At 65.8% G+C, this 19,294-nt stretch carries 21 protein-coding genes, 1 tRNA gene and 1 pseudogene; 19 read left to right on the plus strand and 4 right to left on the minus strand.

Annotated elements, in window-relative coordinates; all coding sequences use genetic code 11:
- The first annotated feature begins 2 nt into the window (after positions 1 to 2).
- The 19 genes and pseudogenes from ACOZ4O_RS11160 to ACOZ4O_RS11250 all read left to right on the plus strand — a co-directional run bounded on the left by ACOZ4O_RS11160 (position 3) and on the right by ACOZ4O_RS11250 (position 15,355).
- Positions 3 to 395 (plus strand): 30S ribosomal protein S8, encoded by a 393-nt coding sequence (locus tag ACOZ4O_RS11160; RefSeq protein ID WP_145846470.1) that lies wholly within the window; start codon positions 3 to 5, stop codon positions 393 to 395.
- Positions 395 to 928: a 50S ribosomal protein L6 gene (locus tag ACOZ4O_RS11165; RefSeq protein WP_424525388.1), complete on the plus strand. Its 534-nt coding sequence runs from the start codon at positions 395 to 397 to the stop codon at positions 926 to 928. Before ACOZ4O_RS11160 ends, ACOZ4O_RS11165 begins: the two co-directional genes overlap by 1 nt.
- 3 nt (positions 929 to 931) lie before the next feature.
- Positions 932 to 1,651: a 50S ribosomal protein L32e gene (locus ACOZ4O_RS11170; protein WP_424525389.1), complete on the plus strand. Its 720-nt coding sequence runs from the start codon at positions 932 to 934 to the stop codon at positions 1,649 to 1,651.
- A complete protein-coding gene (locus tag ACOZ4O_RS11175) occupies positions 1,644 to 2,093 on the plus strand; it encodes a 50S ribosomal protein L19e (RefSeq protein WP_424525390.1) in 450 nt (149 codons plus the stop codon). The genes ACOZ4O_RS11170 and ACOZ4O_RS11175 overlap by 8 nt, the downstream gene beginning before the upstream one ends.
- Entirely contained in the window at positions 2,093 to 2,644 is a 552-nt protein-coding gene (locus ACOZ4O_RS11180; RefSeq protein ID WP_424525391.1) for a 50S ribosomal protein L18, read from the plus strand. Before ACOZ4O_RS11175 ends, ACOZ4O_RS11180 begins: the two co-directional genes overlap by 1 nt.
- 1 nt (position 2,645) lies before the next feature.
- The gene (locus tag ACOZ4O_RS11185) at positions 2,646 to 3,281 is read left to right on the plus strand and encodes a 30S ribosomal protein S5 (RefSeq protein ID WP_330990986.1); all 636 of its coding nucleotides are present in this window, start codon (positions 2,646 to 2,648) and stop codon (positions 3,279 to 3,281) included.
- A complete protein-coding gene (rpmD, locus tag ACOZ4O_RS11190; RefSeq protein ID WP_424525392.1) occupies positions 3,281 to 3,745 on the plus strand; it encodes a 50S ribosomal protein L30 in 465 nt (154 codons plus the stop codon). The genes ACOZ4O_RS11185 and rpmD overlap by 1 nt, the downstream gene beginning before the upstream one ends.
- 2 nt (positions 3,746 to 3,747) lie before the next feature.
- Complete coding sequence (locus ACOZ4O_RS11195; protein ID WP_424525393.1) at positions 3,748 to 4,209, plus strand: uL15m family ribosomal protein; 462 nt, start codon at positions 3,748 to 3,750, stop codon at positions 4,207 to 4,209.
- A gap of 3 nt (positions 4,210 to 4,212) precedes the next feature.
- The gene (gene secY, locus ACOZ4O_RS11200) at positions 4,213 to 5,673 is read left to right on the plus strand and encodes a preprotein translocase subunit SecY (RefSeq protein WP_424525394.1); all 1,461 of its coding nucleotides are present in this window, start codon (positions 4,213 to 4,215) and stop codon (positions 5,671 to 5,673) included.
- A 108-nt stretch (positions 5,674 to 5,781) separates the two neighbouring features.
- Entirely contained in the window at positions 5,782 to 7,116 is a 1,335-nt protein-coding gene (gene trkA, locus ACOZ4O_RS11205; protein WP_424525395.1) for a Trk system potassium transporter TrkA, read from the plus strand.
- Positions 7,113 to 8,672 carry a TrkH family potassium uptake protein gene (locus ACOZ4O_RS11210; protein WP_424525396.1) on the plus strand — a complete coding sequence of 520 codons (1,560 nt, stop codon included), beginning with the start codon at positions 7,113 to 7,115 and terminating at the stop codon, positions 8,670 to 8,672. The genes trkA and ACOZ4O_RS11210 overlap by 4 nt, the downstream gene beginning before the upstream one ends.
- Positions 8,673 to 8,760: 88 nt before the next feature.
- Positions 8,761 to 11,130, plus strand: a complete 2,370-nt coding sequence (locus ACOZ4O_RS11215) for an amino acid permease (protein ID WP_424525397.1) — start codon at positions 8,761 to 8,763, stop codon at positions 11,128 to 11,130.
- A 157-nt stretch (positions 11,131 to 11,287) separates the two neighbouring features.
- A complete protein-coding gene (locus ACOZ4O_RS11220) occupies positions 11,288 to 11,935 on the plus strand; it encodes an adenylate kinase (RefSeq protein ID WP_424525398.1) in 648 nt (215 codons plus the stop codon).
- A gap of 63 nt (positions 11,936 to 11,998) precedes the next feature.
- Entirely contained in the window at positions 11,999 to 12,886 is an 888-nt protein-coding gene (locus tag ACOZ4O_RS11225) for a DUF106 domain-containing protein (protein ID WP_424525399.1), read from the plus strand.
- A 43-nt stretch (positions 12,887 to 12,929) separates the two neighbouring features.
- Positions 12,930 to 13,508 (plus strand): (d)CMP kinase, encoded by a 579-nt coding sequence (gene cmk / locus ACOZ4O_RS11230; protein ID WP_424525400.1) that lies wholly within the window; start codon positions 12,930 to 12,932, stop codon positions 13,506 to 13,508.
- Positions 13,505 to 14,374, plus strand: coding sequence for an RNA-guided pseudouridylation complex pseudouridine synthase subunit Cbf5 (locus ACOZ4O_RS11235; protein WP_424526170.1), 870 nt, complete (start codon positions 13,505 to 13,507; stop codon positions 14,372 to 14,374). The genes cmk and ACOZ4O_RS11235 overlap by 4 nt, the downstream gene beginning before the upstream one ends.
- A gap of 49 nt (positions 14,375 to 14,423) precedes the next feature.
- Positions 14,424 to 14,493 (plus strand) — tRNA-Pro (locus tag ACOZ4O_RS11240).
- Between the two features lie 338 nt (positions 14,494 to 14,831).
- Positions 14,832 to 15,101, plus strand: a pseudogene (locus ACOZ4O_RS11245) (response regulator); the annotation flags it as partial.
- Positions 15,102 to 15,121: 20 nt separating this feature from the next.
- Positions 15,122 to 15,355, plus strand: a complete 234-nt coding sequence (locus ACOZ4O_RS11250; protein ID WP_424525401.1) for a HalX domain-containing protein — start codon at positions 15,122 to 15,124, stop codon at positions 15,353 to 15,355.
- On the opposite strand, the gene ACOZ4O_RS11255 is transcribed toward ACOZ4O_RS11250, so the two are convergent.
- The 4 genes from ACOZ4O_RS11255 to ACOZ4O_RS11270 all read right to left on the minus strand — a co-directional run bounded on the left by ACOZ4O_RS11255 (position 15,352) and on the right by ACOZ4O_RS11270 (position 19,263).
- Positions 15,352 to 16,011 (minus strand): hypothetical protein, encoded by a 660-nt coding sequence (locus tag ACOZ4O_RS11255; protein ID WP_424525402.1) that lies wholly within the window; start codon positions 16,009 to 16,011, stop codon positions 15,352 to 15,354. The two genes, ACOZ4O_RS11250 and ACOZ4O_RS11255, sit on opposite strands and share 4 nt — an antisense overlap.
- Positions 16,012 to 16,091: 80 nt before the next feature.
- Positions 16,092 to 18,479 carry a bacterio-opsin activator domain-containing protein gene (locus ACOZ4O_RS11260; RefSeq protein ID WP_424525403.1) on the minus strand — a complete coding sequence of 796 codons (2,388 nt, stop codon included), beginning with the start codon at positions 18,477 to 18,479 and terminating at the stop codon, positions 16,092 to 16,094.
- 146 nt (positions 18,480 to 18,625) lie between these two features.
- The gene (locus ACOZ4O_RS11265; RefSeq protein ID WP_424525404.1) at positions 18,626 to 19,018 is read right to left on the minus strand and encodes a type II toxin-antitoxin system VapC family toxin; all 393 of its coding nucleotides are present in this window, start codon (positions 19,016 to 19,018) and stop codon (positions 18,626 to 18,628) included.
- A complete protein-coding gene (locus ACOZ4O_RS11270; RefSeq protein ID WP_424525405.1) occupies positions 19,015 to 19,263 on the minus strand; it encodes a type II toxin-antitoxin system HicB family antitoxin in 249 nt (82 codons plus the stop codon). Before ACOZ4O_RS11270 ends, ACOZ4O_RS11265 begins: the two co-directional genes overlap by 4 nt.
- Between the last annotated feature and the right edge of the window lie 31 nt (positions 19,264 to 19,294).

Raw genomic sequence — 19,294 nt, forward strand, 5'->3', positions numbered from 1 at the left:
CAATGACAGGAAAAGACCCACTCGCCGACGCCCTCTCGGGACTCGATAACTCCGAGAGCGTTGGCCACCTTACATACACGGTATCGACCGCCTCGAACATGGTCGGCTCCGTCCTCGAGGTCCTCTACGACCGCGGGTACATCGACGGGTTCGAATACGTCGAAGACGGCAAGGGCGGCACGTTCGAGGTCGAACTGAAGGGTGCCATCAACGAGTGCGGCCCGGTCAAACCCCGTTACTCTGCGGGCGTCGACGACTTCGAGAAGTGGGAGAAGCGGTTCCTCCCCGCCCGTGACTACGGGACGCTCGTCGTGACGACCAGCCGCGGCATCATGAGCCACTACGAGGCCCGCGAACAGGGCGTCGGTGGCCAAGTAATCGCATACGTCTACTAATGGCACGAATAGAACTCGAAATTCCGGACGACGTGACGGTCGAGGTCGACCGCCTCGACGTGACGGTGGACGGCCCGGAGGGGTCCGTGACGCGACGCCTCTGGTATCCCGACGTGACCGTGTCGGTCGATGGCGACCAGGTCGTCATCGAGAGCGACACCGAGAACCGCAAGACGACCGCGACGATGGGGACGTTCGAGAGCCACCTCTCGAACATGTTCCACGGCGTGAGCGACGGCTGGGAGTACCGGATGGAAGTCCACTACTCTCACTTCCCGATGCAGGTGAACGTCGAGGGCGACGAAGTGGTCATCGAGAACTTCCTCGGTGAGCGCGCGCCCCGACGCACGCCTGTCCGCGGCGACACCGACGTCCAGGTGGACGGCGAGGAACTCACCCTCTCCGGCCCCAGCAAGGAGGATGTCGGCCAGACCGCCGCAGACATCGAACAGCTCACCCGTGTGACGGACAAGGACACGCGCGTCTTCCAGGACGGCGTGTACATCGTCGAGAAACCCACGGGAGGTGCCTAACGCATGGCTGACGAACCACAGGAACTCGAAGACATCTCCGGCGTTGGACCGTCCAAGGCCGAAGCGCTCCGCGAGGCCGGCTACGAGACCATCGACGACGTGAAGGCGGCGAGCCAGAGCGAACTGGCCGACGTCGACGGCGTCGGAAACGCACTTGCGGCCCGTATCAAGGCCGACGTCGGCGGACTCGAAGTCGAGTCCGAGACGGAGGGCGAGGTCGAGGAGGCCGAGCCGTCGGAGACCGAAGAAGAGGAATCGGAGGAGGAAGTCGAGACGGAACTCGTCCCGCGCGGGCACGCGGAGAAGACGCCCGACCTGGACGAGGAGACGAAGCGCCTGCTCACGCAGCGCGGCCGCATCGGCACGCCCCAGTTCAACCGACAGGACCACCACAAGAAAAAGCGCGTCTCCACGTCGTGGCGACGCCCCCGCGGCACGCTCTCGAAGCAGCGCCGCGGTATCAAGGGGAAGGGCGACACCGTCCAGGCCGGCTTCCGTTCGCCGACCGCCGTTCGGGGCAAGCACCCGAGCGGGTTCGAGGACGTTCTCGTGCACAACGCGAACGACCTCGACGACGTCGACCCCGATACGGAAGCCGCCCGCATCGCCTCGAAGGTCGGCGCGCGCAAGCGCGAGACCATCGAGGAGAAGGCGGAGGAACTCGGGATTCGCGTCCTCAACCCCACCTACGTGGAAGTCGAAGTGGAGGGAGACAATGAGTGACCTGAGCGCACAGAAGCGGCTCGCAGCCGACGTCCTCGACGTCGGTGAGAACCGCGTCTGGTTCGACCCCGACGCACAGGGCGAAATCGTCGACGCCATCACGCGAGAGGACATCCGCGAACTCGTCGACGAAGGAATCATTCAGTCCGAGGAGGCCCGCGGGAACTCCCGTGGCCGCGCACGCGAGCGCAACGAGAAGCGCGCGTACGGCCACCGGAAGGGTCCCGGTACCCGGAAGGGGAAGGCGGGCGCCCGCCAGAACGAGAAAGAACAGTGGGAGGCGAAGATTCGCGCGCAGCGACGGACGCTCCGCGAACTCCGCGACGACGGTGAACTCACGCCGAGCCAGTACCGCGAACTCTACAACATGGCGAACGGTGGCGAGTTCGACAGCGTCGCACGCCTCGAAACGTACATTGACGAACACTACGGTGAAAACTAATGGCAACTGGACCACGCTATAAGGTGCCGATGCGGCGACGCCGCGAGGTCCGGACCGACTACCATCAGAGGTTGCGCCTCCTCAAGTCGGGGAAACCCCGGCTTGTCGCTCGCAAGAGCAACAACCACGTCACGGCGCAGCTGGTCGTTACCGGACCCCACGGCGACGAAACCGTCGCAAGCGCAACATCCGAAGACCTCTCCGAGTACGGCTGGGAAGCCCCAACGGGCAACCTCCCGAGCGCGTACCTCACCGGCATTCTCGCCGGACAGCGAGCCGTCGAAGCCGGCTACGAGGAAGCAGTCCTCGACATCGGCCTGAACACGGCGACGCAGGGGTCGAAGGTGTTCGCGATTCAGGAAGGCGCCATCGACGCCGGCCTCGACATCCCGCACAACGACGATGTCTTCGCCGACTGGCAGCGTACTCGCGGTTCGGACATCGCGGAGTACGCGGAGTCGCTCGAAGACGGTCTGTACAGCGGCGATTTCGACGCCACGGAACTGCCCGAGCACTTCGACGACGTGCTCGAAACGATTACGGAGGACTAACATGAGCTACGACAGCTGGCAACCCAAGACACGCCTCGGTCGCCTCGTCCAGGACGGCGAGATCGACACGATGTCGGACGCGCTCAACACCGGCCTCCCGCTCAAGGAGCCCGAAATCGTCGACACTCTCCTCCCGGGGATGGACGACGAAGTGCTGGACATCAACATGGTTCAGCGCATGACGGACTCCGGCCGCCGCGTGAAGTTCCGATGCTCCGTTGTCGTCGGAAACCGCGACGGCTTCGTCGGCTACGCCGAGGGGCGTGACGACCAGGTCGGTGGCGCCATCGAGAAGGCGATCGGTATCGCGAAACTGAACATTATCGACGTTTCCCGCGGCTGTGGGTCGTGGGAGTGTGGCTGTGGGCGTCCGCACACGGTCGCGCTCAAGACGACCGGCAAGGCCGGGAGCGTCGAAGTCGAACTCCGTCCCGCCCCGCGCGGCCTCGGTCTCGCGGGCGGTGAGACGGTTCGACACGTGCTCGACCTCGCCGGTATCGAGGACATCTGGACGCGTTCGTCCGGGAAGACCCGGACGACGGTGAACTTCGCGAAAGCGACGTTCAACGCGCTCCGCAACACCGCGGAGGCCCGGATTCCCGAGCGCACGCGCGAGAAGCGCGAGGTGATCGAGTGATGCAGGCAGTCGTGCAGCTCCGCGGCGACGTGAACATGCGTGAGACCGTGGAGGACACGCTCGACATGCTGAACCTGCACAGCGTGAACCACTGCGCGCTCGTCCCCGAGACCGACACCTACGAGGGGATGGTCGCGAAGGTCAACGACTACGTCGCGTACGGCGAACCGAGCGAGGACGTGCTCGTGACGCTGCTCGAGAAGCGCGCGGAACCCCTGGAGGGTGACGCGGACGTCGACGACGAGTGGCTCGCGGAGAACACGGAGTACGACTCCATCGAGGACCTCGCGTCCGCCCTCCTCGCGGAGGAGACGACGCTCCGCGAAGCGGGTCTCGCACCCGTCCTCCGCCTTCACCCGCCCCGCGGCGGTCACAAGGGAATCAAGAAGCCGCAGGCCGACGGTGGCCAGCTCGGCAAGCACACGACCGAGGAGATAGACAGCCTCCTCGCGGAGATGCGATAACAATGACTGATAAGAAACGACGCCAGCGCGGCACGCGCACGCACGGCGGCGGCAGTCACAAGAACCGGCGTGGCGCCGGTCACCGTGGTGGCCGTGGCAACGCGGGCCGCGACAAACACGAGTTCCACAACTACGAACCGCTCGGCAAACACGGCTTCACGCGCCCCGAGAAGGTCCAGGAGACCGTGCTCGAGGTCTCCGTCCGCGAACTCGACGAGGACGTCGCGCTGCTCGCGGCGGACGGTCTCGCGGAGGAGACGGACTTCGGCTACCGGATCGACGCACGCGACGTGGTCGAGGACGGCCACGAGGCCGACGCCGTGAAGGTGCTCGGCGGCGGGCAGGTCCGGAACCAGCTCGAAGTCACGGCGGACGCGTTCACCGCGTCCGCGGTCGAACTCATCGAGGAAGAGGGCGGAGACGCCGTCCTCTCCGAGCGCGCGGAAGAAGAGAACGAGGACTAACCGATGGGCTGGAAGGAGGCTGCTGAACCGGTCCTCACGCGGATGCCCGCGGTCCAGCGACCGGAAGGACACGTCCCGTTCAAGCGCAAGCTGGCGTGGACAGCGGGTATCCTCGTCCTCTACTTCTTCCTGACGAACATCCCGGTCTGGGGCGCGGGCGGTCTCGCAGGTAACGACGCCTTCGGACGGTTCCGGAGCCTGCTCGCAGGCTCGCAGGGGTCGGTGCTCCAGCTCGGTATCGGACCGATCGTTACGGCGAGCATCGTCCTCCAACTCCTCGGCGGTGCGAACCTCCTCGGGTTGGACACGAGCGACCCGCGAGACCAGGCGCTCTATCAGGGTCTCCAGAAAGTCCTCGTGCTCGCGATGATCGTCATCACCGGACTGCCGATGGTGTTCCTCGGGAACTACCTTCCGCCGCAGCAAGCCGTCTACGGCGCGCTCGGCATCGGCTCGTTCGGCATGCAGATCCTGATATTCGCCCAGATCGCCGTTGGTGGCGTCCTCATCCTGTTCATGGACGAGGTCGTCTCCAAGTGGGGTGTCGGGTCCGGTATCGGACTGTTCATCGTCGCGGGCGTCTCGCAGAGCCTCGTCACGGGCATCATCGACCCGTCCGCCGGCATCCTCGCGACGTGGTTCAGCATCGTCACCGGGTCGCTCTCGGTGCCGCCGCTGCTCACGTCGCAGGGCCTCGGGTTCCTGCTCATCGACGCCGCACTGCTCTCCATCTTCACGACCGCGCTCATCTACGGCGTCGTCGTGTACGCGGAGAGCGTTCGCGTCGAGATTCCGCTCAGTCACGCTCGCGTGAAGGGCGCACGGGGTCGGTTCCCAGTGAAGCTCATCTACGCGAGCGTCCTGCCGATGATCCTCGTTCGCGCGGTCCAGATGAACATCGGCTTCCTCGGCCGCCTCCTCCACAACCAACTCGGCGACGCCGGAATGCCGAACTGGCTCGGCGTCTACTCCGACGGCCAAGCGGTGAACGGACTGTTCTACTTCTTCAGTCCGATTCAGAGCCGCGGCGAGTGGATGCCGTGGCTCGGGCAGTCCGCGGCCACCCATCAGTGGTGGGAGATCGCGCTCCGCGTCAGCGTGGACCTCACGTTCATGCTCGTCGGCGGTGCTATCTTCGCCATCTTCTGGGTGGAGACCGCGGACATGGGTCCTGAGGCGACCGCGAAACAGATCCAGAACTCGGGCATGCAGATCCCCGGGTTCCGGCAGAACGTCGGCGTCATCGAGAAAGTCATGGAGCGTTACATCCCCCAGGTGACCGTCATCGGGGGTGCGCTCGTCGGGCTGCTCGCCGTGCTGGCGAACATGCTCGGCACTATCGGCCAGGTCACCGGGACCGGCCTCCTGCTCACCATCTCCATCACGTACAAACTGTACGAGGAGATAGCCGAAGAGCAGATGATGGACATGCATCCGATGATGCGCCAGATGTTCGGCGACTAATCCCGGTTCTTCCTTTCGCTTTTTCGCGCCGCGTAGCCGTGGCTCGAAACGGTCTTTTGTTTGGGGTTCGAGAGCCCGTGTATGTACGACGTTCGGGGTGTTCGCTGAGTGCGAATCCTCGTCATCGGTGCGGGCGAAGTCGGGTCGAGTATCGCGGGGAGCCTGGCTGACGCGCACGAAATCGTCGTGTTGGACGTAGACGGCGAGCGCGTAGATTCGCTGACGTTCGAACACGACGTGCTCGCGATTCAGGGTGATGGAACGTCCCTGGACGACCTCGAAGCGGCGGATGTCGGGTCCGCGGACGTGGTTATCGCGAGTACGGACGAGGACGAGACGAACCTCGCGGCGTGCGGGACGGTGAAGACGGTCACGGACGCGTTCACGATTGCGCGCGTCGAGCAGCCGTCCTTCCTGCGGACGTGGCAGCGCTCGCGCGGCGTGTTCGGCGTGGATTTCATGGTGTGCACGGACCTCCTGACGGCGCAGGCCATCGTGCGCATCGTGGGGTTGCCGACGGCGCGGGACGTGGACCCGTTCGCGAACGGTCTCGTGCAGATGGCGGAGTTCGAGGTGGACGAGACGAGCCCGCTCGCGGGGCAGACGGTCGCGGAGGCGGATACGTTCGACGCGCTGACGTTCGTGGCGTTGGTGCGCGACGAGGAGGTCGTGTTGCCGCGCGGTGACACGGTCATCGAGCAGAACGACCAGATTGTGGTTATCGGGCGGCCCGACCGCGTGGAGGCGTTCGCGGGCGCGGTGTCGCCGGAGGCGCAGACGGACGTTGAGGACGTGGTGGTGGTCGGTGGGAGCACCACGGCGTATCAGGTGGCGCGACTCCTAGAGGAGCGCGGACTGTCGCCGACGCTCATCGAACAGGACGAGGCGCGGGCGCGCGAACTCGCGGAACTCCTCCCGAACACGACCGTTCTCCAGCACGACGCGACCGACCGCGACTTCCTCGAACGCGAACACGTCGGGGACGCGGACTTCGTGGTTTCCATGCTGGACTCGGACGAGAAGAACCTGCTCGTCGCGCTGCTCACGAAGCGCGTCGGCGCGGCGCGCACGGTCGCGGTCGCGGACAACCCCCAGTACGTCCCGCTGTTCCAGACAGTCGGTGTGGACGTGGCGGTGAACCCGCGCGAGGTGACCGCGGAGGACATCACGCGCTTCACGCGCGAGCGTCAGGCGGAGAACGTCGCCATCATCGAACCCGACAAGGCCGAAGTCCTCGAAGTCGAGGTCGACGCGGACAGCGTACTCGTCGGACGGCCGATCCGGGAAGCGGTCGCGGACCTCCCCGCGGGGTTCGTCATCGGTGCGATTACGCGCGACGGCGAGTTCGTCACGCCGCGCGGTGACACGGTCGTCGAACCGAACGACCACGTCATCGCGCTCGTGACGAGCGAGGCGCACGACGAGGTCGCGGAGAAACTATGAACACGTGGGTGGAGTGGCGGGCGAGCGTCAGCCTCGTCGGCACGGTCGTGAAGTGGCTGTCCGTCCCCCTGTTGTTCCCGCTCGCGCTCGCGGTCTACTACGGCGAGGGTGTCCCCGTGTTCGTCGCGACTATCGCAATCGCGTTCAGCGCGGGCTGGCTCCTCGAACAGTTGGACGACGACCCAGACCTGGGGTCACGCGAGGCGTTCCTGATGGTCGCGCTGACGTGGCTCGCGGTGAGCCTGACGGGCACGGTCCCTTACCTCCTCGAAGCGCACGGCATCCCGGGAATCGCCGCGGGGAGTCCGGAGTCAACGCTCGGGAACCCCGTGAACGCGTTGTTCGAGTCGATGAGCGGGTTCACCACGACCGGAGCGACCGTGATGGGCCATATCTCGTTCGAGCATCACTCGCGGGCGCTGATGATGTGGCGGCAGGTGACGCAGTGGCTCGGCGGAATGGGTATCGTCGTGCTCGCGCTCGCTATCCTCCCACAGCTCTCGGTCGGCGGCGCGCAATTGATGGACGCGGAAGCACCCGGTCCCGGGCTGGAGAAGCTCACGCCCCGCATCGCGGAGACGGCACGTGCGCTCTGGGGCCTCTACATCGGTATCACCGCGCTCGAAGTCGTCCTCCTCTACGGAGCGAACTACTTCGGGTTCGCGCCGAATATGGGGCTCTACAACGCGGTCGCACACGGCTTCACGACGATGCCGACCGGCGGGTTCAGTCCTGAGGCGCGCTCCATCGAGGCGTTCTCCGCGGTCGCGCAGTGGATCATCATCCCGTTCATGGTCGCGGCGGGGACGAACTTTGCGCTGTTCTGGCACGCCACCGTCGGGAACGGCCGTGACCTTCTGGACGACGCGGAGTTCCGTGGGTACGCCGGCGCGCTCGGCGTGCTCACCGCGGTCGCCGCCGGCCTCCTGTTCACGGGGCAACTCACGAACGTCGAGAACGTCGGCCGCATCGCGGGCGCGGTCGAACCCGCGCTCCGGCACGCCGCGTTCCAGGTGGCTGCCATCACCACTACCACGGGGTACGCGTCGATGGACTTCACCCTCTGGGGGGAGTCCTCGAAGTACCTCCTGTTCGCACTGCTGTTCGTCGGCGGGAGTGCAGGCAGCACGGGCGGTGGCATCAAGATAGTCCGCTGGATCGTGGTCGCGAAATCCATCAAGCGCGAGTTGTTCACGGCAGTCCACCCGGACGCGGTGAAGCCGGTGCGGCTCGGCGGACGCGCGCTCGATGAGAAGTCCGTGCGCGGCATCCACGCGTTCACGCTCCTCTATCTCAGCATCGTCCTCGTCGGCACGTTCTTCGTCGCCGTCCTCGGAACGCACGGCGGCGAACCGTTGACGGTGTTCGAGGCGCTCGCCGCCACCGCCTCGACCGTCGGGAACGTCGGACCGGCGTTCGGGTTCGCCGGCCCGATGGGGAGTTATATTCCGTTCTCCGAACCCACGAAACTCCTGATGGTCGCGTTCATGTGGGTCGGCCGTCTCGAAATCCTTCCCGTGCTCGTCCTCCTCACCCGAAGCTACTGGACGAACTAACCGTCGTCCGGCGGACTTGCGAGTTGAAGCGCCCCACGGACTATCGAAGCCTCCAATTTTATTGCAGTCGGACAGAAACTGGCGGTTAATGAGTTCTTCAGGAAGCCCGCCCGATACCGGGGGTTCGGCTGTCGAGACCGAACTCAACCGGGATATCGGCATCGTCGGCGCCATCGCAATCGGCGTCGGGACGATGATTGCGGCCGGTATCTTCGTTCTCTCCGGTCTCGCGGTGAACAACGTCGGCGCCGCGGCGATCGTCGCATTCCTCGCGGCCGCAATCGTCGCATCGTTCACGGCGTTCGCGTACGCCGAGTTCGCGTCGATCTATCCCGAATCCGGCGGCGGATACATGTACGTCGCGAACGTGTTCGACACCGACCTGACGTACATCGTCGGCTGGTCGATGATTCTCGGGTATCCAGCCTCAGCAGCTTTCTACGTCGCATCTTTCGCTGACTGGTTCCATCGGTTTATTTATCCTCTCTTTGACATTCCGTCAGCGCTTCCGTTCTGGATATCCGGTGTCGTCGTTCTCGGGTTGCTCGTCGCCGTGAACCTCAAAGGAACCGAGGAGACGGGAATGTTCCAGATCGCCGTTACCGCTCTGAAGATAGCGCTCATCGTCCTCTTCCTCTACGGCGGACTCCAAGCGTTCCGCGCCGATGTCGTCTTGGACTCGCTCGCGCAGAACACGCAAGGGTTCGCCGACCTCCGGAACATCGGACTGACGAGCGCGCTCGTATTCATCACGTTCTTCGGATTCGAAGCGATTGCGACGAACGCCGAGGAAATCAAGTCGCCAGGTGAGACCGTCCCGAAAGCGATCTTCATCAGCATGGGTCTCGTGACGGTCATCTACACGCTCGTCGTGCTGGTCATCGTGCTCGCCGTCCACGACGAGCAGTTCCTCCAGTTGCTCGTCCAGCAGACCGACGTGACGACGCTCGATGGCGCTCGCGAGTTCATCGCGACCAACGGCGAGGTCGCGATGGGGTATGCGGCCCAGTACTACCTCGGCGACATCGGTTTCTACGTCATCATCGCCGGCGCGCTCCTCTCGATGGTTTCCGCGGCAAACGCCACCATCCTCGCCGGCTCCCGCGTCAAGCTCGCGATGGCGCGCCGCGACCACCTCCCCCGGCAGTTCAACGACCTCCACGACCGCTTCAACACGCCCTACAAGAGCGTCCTGCTCACGGGCGGGTTCATTCTCCTCTACATCATGGCGTTCACCGTCCTGCTCGGCGGTCACGCTCCCTCCCTGTTCGGCGTCGAGTTCCACTTCGGCATCGAATCGCTCACGCACTTCGCGGACTTCATGCTGCTCTTCGGACTGGTGGTCGTGAACCTCGCCATCATCCGGTCCCGTCGGAAGAACCCTGATATCGACCGCGGGTTCGAGGTCCCGTTCGTCCCCTGGGTACCTATCATCGCGGTGCTCGCGAACCTCGTGCTCCTCGTGAACGTCGAACTGTCGAGCTTCCTTCTCGGTGTCGCCGCCGAAATAGTCGGTGTCGCGTTCTACGTGCTTGTGCTGTCCGGGAAGAGTGACGAGCGCGTCGAGGAGGAGACGCCGACGGTAATCGCTGACCGCGAACCGTCTGAGCGTGACTACCGCGTGCTCGTGTCTATCGCGAACCCGGAGAACGTCGAGCAACTCATGCGAACCGCCATCGACATCGCGCAGGACCGGAACGGCGAGGTGCTCGTAATGAGTGCCGTGAAACTCCCTGCACAGACCCCGCTCTCGAAGGGTCGCCAGTACGCGGACGCACAGAAGGAGACGATAGACCAGGCGATGGAATTCGCGGCTGACGAGGACGTTCCCGTCTCTGGCACCGTCCGCATCGGTCACGACGTTTCCGAGGCCATTCTCAACACCGTCGAACAGTACGAGTGCGACGCCGCGCTCCTCGGGTGGTCGAACACCAGTCGCCGCCGCGACATCGTGCTCGGCAGCAACGTTGACGTCGTTGCCCGCGAGGCGAAGTGTGACGTGTACGTCGAGAAAACTGGAGAGGAGCGCGAGGACATCGAGACGATACTCCTCCCGACCGCGGGCGGCCCTCACGCGGAACTCGCCGCGGAAACGGCGGAGGCCATCGCGCACTCCGAGGACGCGGATGTACGCCTCGTTACCGTGGTTTCGCCGGACGCGAGCGACCAAGAGGTCACGGACGCCGAGCACCTCCTCGCCGAGACCGCTGAATCGTTCTTCGACTTCCCCGTCGAACAGGAGGTGCTTGAGGGAGACGATGTCGCGGACACGCTTGTCGAGGAGGCGAACGATCACGACCTCACGCTCATCGGGACGACGCGTGAGGGCCTCCTTCAGGAACTCGTCTTCGGCGCCATCCCGGAGGAGGTCGGACGCCGGGCGGAGACGACCGTCATCATGACGAAGAAGAACCTCGGCATCACCTCGCGCATCCAAGAGCTGTTCCGCCGGGAGTAACGCGAGCGTCCCGCAGGTACTACAGGCCGTCTGGGTCGGGCGTTCGCTGGGAATGGGCGTGAAACGTCGTCGTCTGGCGAGTTCTCTCGGTCGAATTCCGGCGGAGATTTCTCCCGCAATCGACCGCTTTATGCCCGTGCCGCGGGCACTGAAACGTATGACCGACGCCGACCCACGGATTCTCATCCTCGGCGCACCGGGCGCTGGAAAGGGAACGCAGAGTCGCCGACTCGCGGAGAACTACGGCATCGAACACGTCACCACGGGCGACGCGCTCCGCGCGAACAAGCACATGGAGACGGAGTACGGCACGCCCGCGGAGTTCATGAACGCCGGCGAACTCGTCCCCGACCCCGTCGTGAACGAAATCGTGAAGGCCGCGTTGAACGACGCCGACGGCTTCGTGCTCGACGGCTACCCCCGTAACGAGTCCCAGACGGAGTACCTCGACGACATCACGGACCTCGACGTGGTGCTCTACCTCGACGTGGCCGACGACGAACTCGTCCGCCGGCTCACCGGCCGCCGCGTCTGCGAGGAGTGCGGCGCGACCTACCACGTCGACTTCAATCCGCCCGAGGAGGCCGGGACCTGCGACGAATGCGGCGGCGACCTCTACCAGCGCGACGACGACACCGAGGAGACCGCGCGCGAACGCATCACCGTCTACGAGGAGAACACGCAGCCGGTCATCGACTACTTCCGGGACGCCGGCCTCCTCGTCGAAATCGACGGCGAGCAGACGCCGGACGAGGTCTGGGCGGACGTGGAGGACGCGGTGGACGCTCACCTCGCCGACGCCTAACCGAGTCGAACGCGGCCGAGTAGGGACAGGTTGATGAACGCCCGCTACCGACTGCATAGATAGATGGCTCGAACCGAACAGAAAGTCCGGTCGCTCATCCGCGAGGACCCCGAGCTAGCGGACGCCCTCGAACGCCTTCTCGCCCAACAGGAAGACGGCGAGGAGGACGCCCTGAAGTGGCGGGACGTGAAAGAGGACGTGACGACTGGGCAGTGGGGACGCCTCATCGAGAAGGGCGTGCTCAAGGACGCCGACGACGGCTTCCGGCTCGCTGACACGGACGAAATCCGCGACGCGCTCTCGGAGGACGTGGACGTCGATGACGACGACGATTCGAGTTGGTCGCAGTGGGACAAGATGGCGGCCGTCGGCGCGCTCGCGATGATGGCGGGATACACCATTAACAGCGTCCGGAACAGCGTCGGCGAGGTGCTCGACGTGATTCTCGGGCCGCTCGACGCGATGCTTCCCTTCTACCTCGTCATCCTCGTGCTCGCGACCCTCACCGGTCTCTACTCCACCATCCTCCAGGACAACCTCATGGACATGTCCGGGATGGGCGAACACCAGGAGCGCATGCAGGAGATTCAGGACGCACAGAAGGAAGCGCGCGCGAACGACAACGACGAGCGCCTCGAACAGCTCCGCGAGGAACAGATGGACCTGATGGGCGACCAGCTCGGCATGTTCAAGCAGCAGTTCCGGCCGATGGTGTGGATTATGCTCATCACCATCCCGGTGTTCCTCTGGATGTACTGGATGCTGCTCGCGGGCCACGTCGACTCGGGCGAACACCACATCGTCCTCCCGATGTTCGGCGAGCTCCGACTGCTGGACGGCGTCGCCGGGTTCTTCCCCGCGTGGATCGTCTGGTACTTCTTCTGCACGATGAGCATCGGCCAAATCCTTCGGAAGGCCCTCAACGTGCAGACCGGTCCGGACACGGCCTGACGCGGTTCACAACCTCTTTACTTCGCGCGGGCCGAGGACTGATATGTTGATTACTATCTCGGGCCCGCCGGGGTGCGGGAAGTCCACGAACGCCGCCGCGCTGGCGGACGAACTGGACTACGAGCACGTCTCCGGCGGCGACATCTTTCGAGCGCTCGCGGACGAACGCGGCCTCTCGCTCGCGGAGTTCAACGAACTCGCGGAGACGGACGACCAGATCGACCGCGACCTCGACGCGCAGTTGCGGGAGACGGCGCGCACGCACGACGACCTCGTCCTGGAGTCCCGGCTGTCGGGCTGGATGGCGGGCGAGTACGCGGACCTCAAGATCTGGCTGGACGCGCCGCTCGACGTTCGCGCGGAACGCATCGCGGAACGCGAGGACAAACCCGTCGCGGACGCGCTCGCGGAGACGGAGGAGCGCGAGGCGTCGGAGACCGCGCGCTACCGCGAGTACTACGGTATCGACTTCGACGACCGCTCCATCTACGACCTCGCCGTGAACACGGCGCGCTGGGGGGAGGCGGCGACGCTCGACATCCTCCGCGCGGCCGTCGAGGGCTACGACCCCGGCGCGGACGAGGGACCGACACCGGTGGAGAACGTCACGTACGAGTTCTGATGCGCGCACCACCAACGGAGCGGTCGGTCGAGAGCCTGCTCGAATTCGGGGTCGTGAACCTCGACAAGCCACCGGGTCCGTCCGCGCACGAGGTGTCCGCGTGGATTCGGGACTTCGCGGGCGTGGAGAAGGCCGCGCACGCGGGCACGCTCGACCCGAAGGTCACCGGCTGTCTGCCCGTCCTCACGGGAACTGCGCCCCGGCTCGCGCCCGCGCTCCTCGAAGGCTCGAAGGAGTACGTCGCGGTGCTCGAACTTCACGACGACGCGCCCAACGACCTCCAAGACGTCGTGTCGGAGTTCGAGGGCCCGCTCTACCAGAAACCGCCGCGGAAGTCGGCGGTCTCCCGCCGCCTCCGCGTCCGCGAGGTCTACACGCTCGACGTGCTCGAAGTCCGGGACCGCCAGGCGTTGCTCCGCATCGAGTGCGAGAGCGGGACGTACGTGCGCAAGCTCTGTCACGACCTCGGGCTGGCGCTCGGGACGGGCGCGCACATGGGCCACCTCCGCCGCACCACGACCGGCCCGTTCGACGACGCGGACCTCGTGACGATGCACGAGTACGTGGACGCGCTCGCCGAGTGGCGCGAACGCGGCACCGAAGACTGGATTCGCGCCGTCGTCCAGCCAGCCGAGAACGCGCTCACCCACCTCCCCCACGTCACCATCGCTCCCTCCGCGGCGCGTGAGGTCGCGAACGGCGCGCCCGTCTACGCACCCGGCGTCATCGACCACGACGACCCCACGTCCGGCGCGCTCGTCGCGTGCACCACCCCGAACGGCGCCGCCGTCTGTCTCGGCCGCGCAACAGACGCCCTCGACGCCGAATCCGGTGAAGCCGTCACGCTCGAACGCGTTCTCGTGTAGCCCGCGAAACGAAGCCCTTAACCCCAGGCCACTCCTCGAAACACGTGTGGGGCCGTGGGGTAGCGGTATCCTCGGCGCATGGGGTGCGTCGGACCCGAGTTCGAATCTCGGCGGGCCCACTTCTCAACTGCCCAGATTCCGGTAATACGGAGTTCGGGCATACAACGACTCAACTTTCGCAGATGTCAGTCCGTACTAAACTCGCTCATTCAAATAGGGGTGGTGCGCGTTGAGCGCCAAGAAGCCCCTAAAAAGAGCGCGGCGCTCGACGGGGTGTGCGGGTTCAAACAATGCAGGACGCTGATTCAGAGATCACTTCTGTCGAAGCTCTCATGGAGACACTCTATGGAACGCGTGGGGTCCAGGGTTGGCGTGGTCGTTTTACGATGTTTGGTAGAAAGCTTTTATCAGTCTCTTGGGAACGTTCGGGTAGTTCGTGTCCCGAAACACCGTCGCCGTGGTCGAGGACGAGCAGTCCGTTCGCGACCTCTACACGGCCTGGCTCGCCGATAGCTACGAGGTTCGGGTGGCGGCGACGCTCGACGCCGCTCGCGATATCGTCGACGACACGGTGGACGTCGTCCTGCTCGACCGCCGCCTCCCGGACGGCGCGGGTGACCGACTCCTCGACACGATTGACGAGCGTGGGCTCGGGTGTCGCGTCGCGATGGTGACGGCGGTCGAACCCGACTTCGACGTGGTTTCGCTCGGGTTCGACGATTACCTCGTGAAGCCGTCGACCGGCGCGTGCTCGTCGAGACGGTCGAACGGCTCGTGGGCCTCCGTGAGTACCCGTCGGGCATCCGCGAGTACTATCAGACGGCGGCCGCGAAAGCGTCGCTGGAGGCCGCGAAGTCATCAGACGCGCTCGCGGCCGACGACCGGTACGCGGCGCTCTGCAGGGAGCTCGAGACGCGCAAGAGTCGCGTGGGGACGACGAACCCGGAGACCGTTCGCGCGCTGTTCCGGGATGTCGCTTAGGTGTCGCCGAAGCACTTCAGGACGAGCGCGAGGAAGCAGACCGCGCCGATGGCGGGGACGATGAGCGCCAGCATCGGGTGGGTCGAGATGCGTGTCGCTTCCGTCACGCCCACGGCGAGGTATGCGGCGACGAACAGCATCGCGGGTGTGAGGAGGTACCACGCAGTGAGCGGGGAGCGTTTTGTCGTCGCCGTTTCTCCGGCGTCGGGTTTGACGAACGCGATGTCCGTGACGCCGAGGCCGTGGGGCGTGCAGCGGCGTTTCACCATCCACCACGCGTCCCGGCAGTCGTTCGGGAGTTCGTGCACGAACACGATGAGGTAGTCGCAGTCCCGGCCGACGGTTTCGAGGTGGCGGTGGATGCCGGCGTGGCCGTACGCGGACAGGCCGTCCACGAGTTCGATGCCGATGGTGTCCGCGACGAGCAGGTCGCACTCCCGACTCCCGGTCTGCACGTCCACGCTGACGTTCCCGAGCGACGACCGGAGTTCCCGCCGCACCCACTGCGCGAGGTGTCTCCCCTCCGGCGGTGACGCGAACCCGTCCTCGCAGAGCGCGTGCTGCACCTCCTCGAACAGGACTGCGTCATCGTCGCTCGGCCGCGACTCGGTCGTCGACGTGCCGCATGCGTTCCGTGCGGACTGATTCAGAGACATCGGCTGTTATCATGTGACTATCTCTCACGAACCGGCCAAGCGTTACTGCCGAACCATATGGAACGCGACCGCCGCCCACCCTAATCGTTTAGGTCGGACTGGTCGCCGAAGGCCTCCGCGAACACCGCGCCGAGCGCCTTCCGGAGGTGCTGGTGGAACGTCGGCGCACTCACACCCATCGCGTCCGCGACCTCCTCACCGGTGTGCTCGCGCGGCCACGAGAAAAAGCCGTGTTCGTACGCCGTTCGGAGCGCCGTTCGCTGTTTCTCCGTCAAGCCCTCCACGAGCACCGCCGGCTGGGACGCCGGCTGGGAACGCCGCACCAATTCGATACCGGGCAGGCGCTCCTCGCACGCCGCCACCAGCTCCCGCACCGACCGCGTCCGCGGCACCGTCACCGACACCTCCACCTCCTGGGGCGTCGCCGTCAACGACTGAACGGACGCACCGTGCGCCGCCAGCACGTCGACGGCCGGGAACTCCGAGACGACCAGGCCGACGAGCGTGCGCTCCCGGTCGGAGTCGAACACGTCCGCGGACGTCACCGACACGAGCGCGTCCGCCGCTGCAGCCACCGCGTCCGGGTCGACGTCGGCCACCGCGACGTACACGAGCCACGACCCGTCCTCCTTCGACACGACCTCCTCCAGTTCGAACGTCGCGTTCGTCCGGCGCGCCATCGCGGACACCGGCCCGGTTGCATCCGGCACCCGGAACGCCACCTCCACGCCGCCGCCCGTCACCAAGGCTTCCTTTCGCTCCACGGCGTTCACCGCGCTCGCCACTGTCGCCGCGAGCTCGCTCAGTATGTCGCGCTCCTCCGGGCCGAACTGGTCCGTGCGCCGGCCGTACACCGCGAGCACGCCGTACGACCCGCCATCGAAGGATAACGGGAACGCCGCCGCGGACCCCGCGCCCGCCGCGAGCGCGCGCCGCCGCCAGCCCCCGCCAGCCGCCGCCACCAGGTCGGACACGACGACTGGTTCGGCGTGCTCCGCTGCCCGCCACGCCGGCGACGCCGTCGCGTCCTCCACAGCGAGCGCGTCCAGGATTGACTCGCCAGCGCCCGCCCACGCCCGCGGCGACACCTCGCCGTCGTCCACGGCTCCCGTCCACGCGAACACGTACTCGTCGTCCGCGGCGAGCGACTCACACACCGACCGCTCTACCTCTTCTCGGGTCGACGCGCCAAGCAATCCCGCCTGGGTCCGCCGGACGAGCGTGTTCGTCCGATTCACCTCCTCCAGGCGCTCCGTCTTCGCCGCCAGCTCGCGTTCTTGCTCCCGTAGCGCCGCCTCCCGGTCGTGGCGGTCGAGCGCCGCCGCCGTGTTCGCCGCCAACACCTCCACCACCGACACGTCCACGTCGTCGAATCCGTCCGATTCGGCGCCCGCGACGAGCACGCCGTGCGACCCGACCGCCACCACCAACGCCGTCGCGCCCTCGAACGCGTCGCTCGCGTTCACGGTCCGCGTCTCTTCTGCGACGAACGCCGCCCACTCCGGCGATCCATCTCCTAATACGGGTAGCTTGTCCGTCGACGCGCCGCGCGCCGCCGCCGCGACGAGCGCGCGCTCGTCCGCGTCCCACCGATAGAACGCCGTCCGCGACAGGCCGAGCAGGCCGTCCGCCGCCGCGACCGCGTGCTCGAACACGTCGCTCGGCGTCTCCGCCCCCACGAGTGCGCGTGTCGTCTCGTGCAGTGTCGCCACCGCCCGCTCGCGCGCCACCCGCTCGCTCACGTCCCGCCCGACCCCCGCGACGTGCGTCACTCGCCCGTCGTCGTCCGTGATTCGGGAGAACGTGAATTCGTACGGCACGTCCCCTGTCTCCGTCCGCACCGTCGCGTCCACGCGCGCGCTTCCGTCCTCGATGGCGGCCTCGAACGCCTCCGCCGCGGCCGGCCGGTCGTCCGGCGCGACGAACTCGTCTGGGTCGCGCTCGCCCGGCTCCACACAGCCGAGCACGTCCTCCAGTCGCGAGTTCCAATGGGTCACCGTCCCCGCGCGGTCCGCGACGAAGAACACGTCCTGCACTGCCTCCAGCGCGTCCTCCACGAACGCCCGACTCGCCGCTAACTCCCGTTCCGTCTCGTACGCCTCCGCCGCGTTCACCACGGTGTTCGCGAGGATATCGAACCGTCCGCGCCCGGGTCGCTTCTGCACGTACTCCGTCGCCCCGAGACTGATCGCGTCGCTCGCCACGTCCTCGCTCCCCGCCCCCGTCAACAACACGAACGGCAACTCCGGCCGCGCCGCCCGAACGCGCTCTAGGAGTTCGAGGCCGTCCATCTCCGGCATCTCGTAATCACTCACCACGCACGAAAACCCCTCGTCCAACCGCTCCAGCGCGTCGACAGCCCGCGACACACTGACCACGTCCACGCCCCGCCGTTCGAGAAACTCCGTCGCCACCGACAGAACCGCCTCGTCGTCGTCCACGACAAGCACCCGCAAACCGTCACTCATACGCTCACTATCTAACCAGCACGTAAACCACTATTCCTCTCATTGCTACACGCACACAGCGAAATCAACAACGCCGCGACAGCGTCGTCACTACCCGAGTGAAAACAAAGGAAGAATGCCGCGTGTGACCGATTATGGACTATCTTTTACGATACCACGTCCGCCGGCTCGATTGCTCTGTTTTCCACGAGTTCGTTGTCGAACGAGACGAGTGTCGCACCACACCCCTCAGCACACGCGAGAATCAGACAGTCCATCGGATACAGGAGTGTCTCCTGCTGTAGTTCGTTCGCGTCGAGTACGTCCTCCGAATCCGGGACAACCACTTCGATTCCGCTCCGTACCTCGTCTTCTATTTCTCGTGCTCGTTTCGCTTCGACTGCGTGCTTCTTCGTGAGTACCGCCCGTAGCTCCATCACGTTCAGTAGAGAATTCACTAGCTCGTGCTCGCTATCCAGAATCTCGACCGCGGACGCACCGTGCGTCGCTTCGTCCGCAACGGCCGCGATGAACACGTTCGTATCGAGAAACACCCTCATACGTGTTCCCGCACGTCTCGCACGTCCTCGACTGCGTCCGGGTCGATGTCGTCCGCCATCCCACGCAGCCGACTCCCGAGCGGCGTCGCGTCGTCACGAGCACGTCGCTCCGCGAGAACGCCGTCGAGTTCGGAGAGAGCGTCACTTCGCGAGTCCGCGCGAACCGTCACTCCTGCCGCTTCGTCCGTCGCAGCCCACCGCCCGTCTCCTTCCTCGACGAGTCGAATCTCTCGATACACGCTCATACCCCTGAATACACCGGTATCGCGTAAAAGC

It is taken from the genome of Salarchaeum japonicum (assembly GCF_049705945.1).
Classification (GTDB): domain Archaea; phylum Halobacteriota; class Halobacteria; order Halobacteriales; family Halobacteriaceae; genus Salarchaeum; species Salarchaeum japonicum_A.

Excerpts from the sequence above, each read along its gene's own strand:
- ACOZ4O_RS11170 (WP_424525389.1), top strand. The coding sequence starts at position 932 with ATGGCTGACGAACCACAGGAACTCGAAGACATCTCCGGCGTTGGACCG.
- secY (WP_424525394.1), top strand. The coding sequence starts at position 4,213 with ATGGGCTGGAAGGAGGCTGCTGAACCGGTCCTCACGCGGATGCCCGCG.
- ACOZ4O_RS11165 (WP_424525388.1), top strand. The coding sequence starts at position 395 with ATGGCACGAATAGAACTCGAAATTCCGGACGACGTGACGGTCGAGGTC.
- ACOZ4O_RS11175 (WP_424525390.1), top strand. The coding sequence starts at position 1,644 with ATGAGTGACCTGAGCGCACAGAAGCGGCTCGCAGCCGACGTCCTCGAC.
- ACOZ4O_RS11220 (WP_424525398.1), top strand. The coding sequence starts at position 11,288 with ATGACCGACGCCGACCCACGGATTCTCATCCTCGGCGCACCGGGCGCT.
- ACOZ4O_RS11215 (WP_424525397.1), top strand. The coding sequence starts at position 8,761 with ATGAGTTCTTCAGGAAGCCCGCCCGATACCGGGGGTTCGGCTGTCGAG.
- ACOZ4O_RS11210 (WP_424525396.1), top strand. The coding sequence starts at position 7,113 with ATGAACACGTGGGTGGAGTGGCGGGCGAGCGTCAGCCTCGTCGGCACG.
- ACOZ4O_RS11270 (WP_424525405.1), bottom strand. The coding sequence starts at position 19,263 with ATGAGCGTGTATCGAGAGATTCGACTCGTCGAGGAAGGAGACGGGCGG.
- rpmD (WP_424525392.1), top strand. The coding sequence starts at position 3,281 with ATGCAGGCAGTCGTGCAGCTCCGCGGCGACGTGAACATGCGTGAGACC.
- ACOZ4O_RS11195 (WP_424525393.1), top strand. The coding sequence starts at position 3,748 with ATGACTGATAAGAAACGACGCCAGCGCGGCACGCGCACGCACGGCGGC.
- ACOZ4O_RS11255 (WP_424525402.1), bottom strand. The coding sequence starts at position 16,011 with ATGTCTCTGAATCAGTCCGCACGGAACGCATGCGGCACGTCGACGACC.
- ACOZ4O_RS11180 (WP_424525391.1), top strand. The coding sequence starts at position 2,093 with ATGGCAACTGGACCACGCTATAAGGTGCCGATGCGGCGACGCCGCGAG.
- ACOZ4O_RS11265 (WP_424525404.1), bottom strand. The coding sequence starts at position 19,018 with ATGAGGGTGTTTCTCGATACGAACGTGTTCATCGCGGCCGTTGCGGAC.
- cmk (WP_424525400.1), top strand. The coding sequence starts at position 12,930 with ATGTTGATTACTATCTCGGGCCCGCCGGGGTGCGGGAAGTCCACGAAC.
- ACOZ4O_RS11225 (WP_424525399.1), top strand. The coding sequence starts at position 11,999 with ATGGCTCGAACCGAACAGAAAGTCCGGTCGCTCATCCGCGAGGACCCC.
- ACOZ4O_RS11185 (WP_330990986.1), top strand. The coding sequence starts at position 2,646 with ATGAGCTACGACAGCTGGCAACCCAAGACACGCCTCGGTCGCCTCGTC.
- ACOZ4O_RS11160 (WP_145846470.1), top strand. The coding sequence starts at position 3 with ATGACAGGAAAAGACCCACTCGCCGACGCCCTCTCGGGACTCGATAAC.
- ACOZ4O_RS11260 (WP_424525403.1), bottom strand. The coding sequence starts at position 18,479 with ATGAGTGACGGTTTGCGGGTGCTTGTCGTGGACGACGACGAGGCGGTT.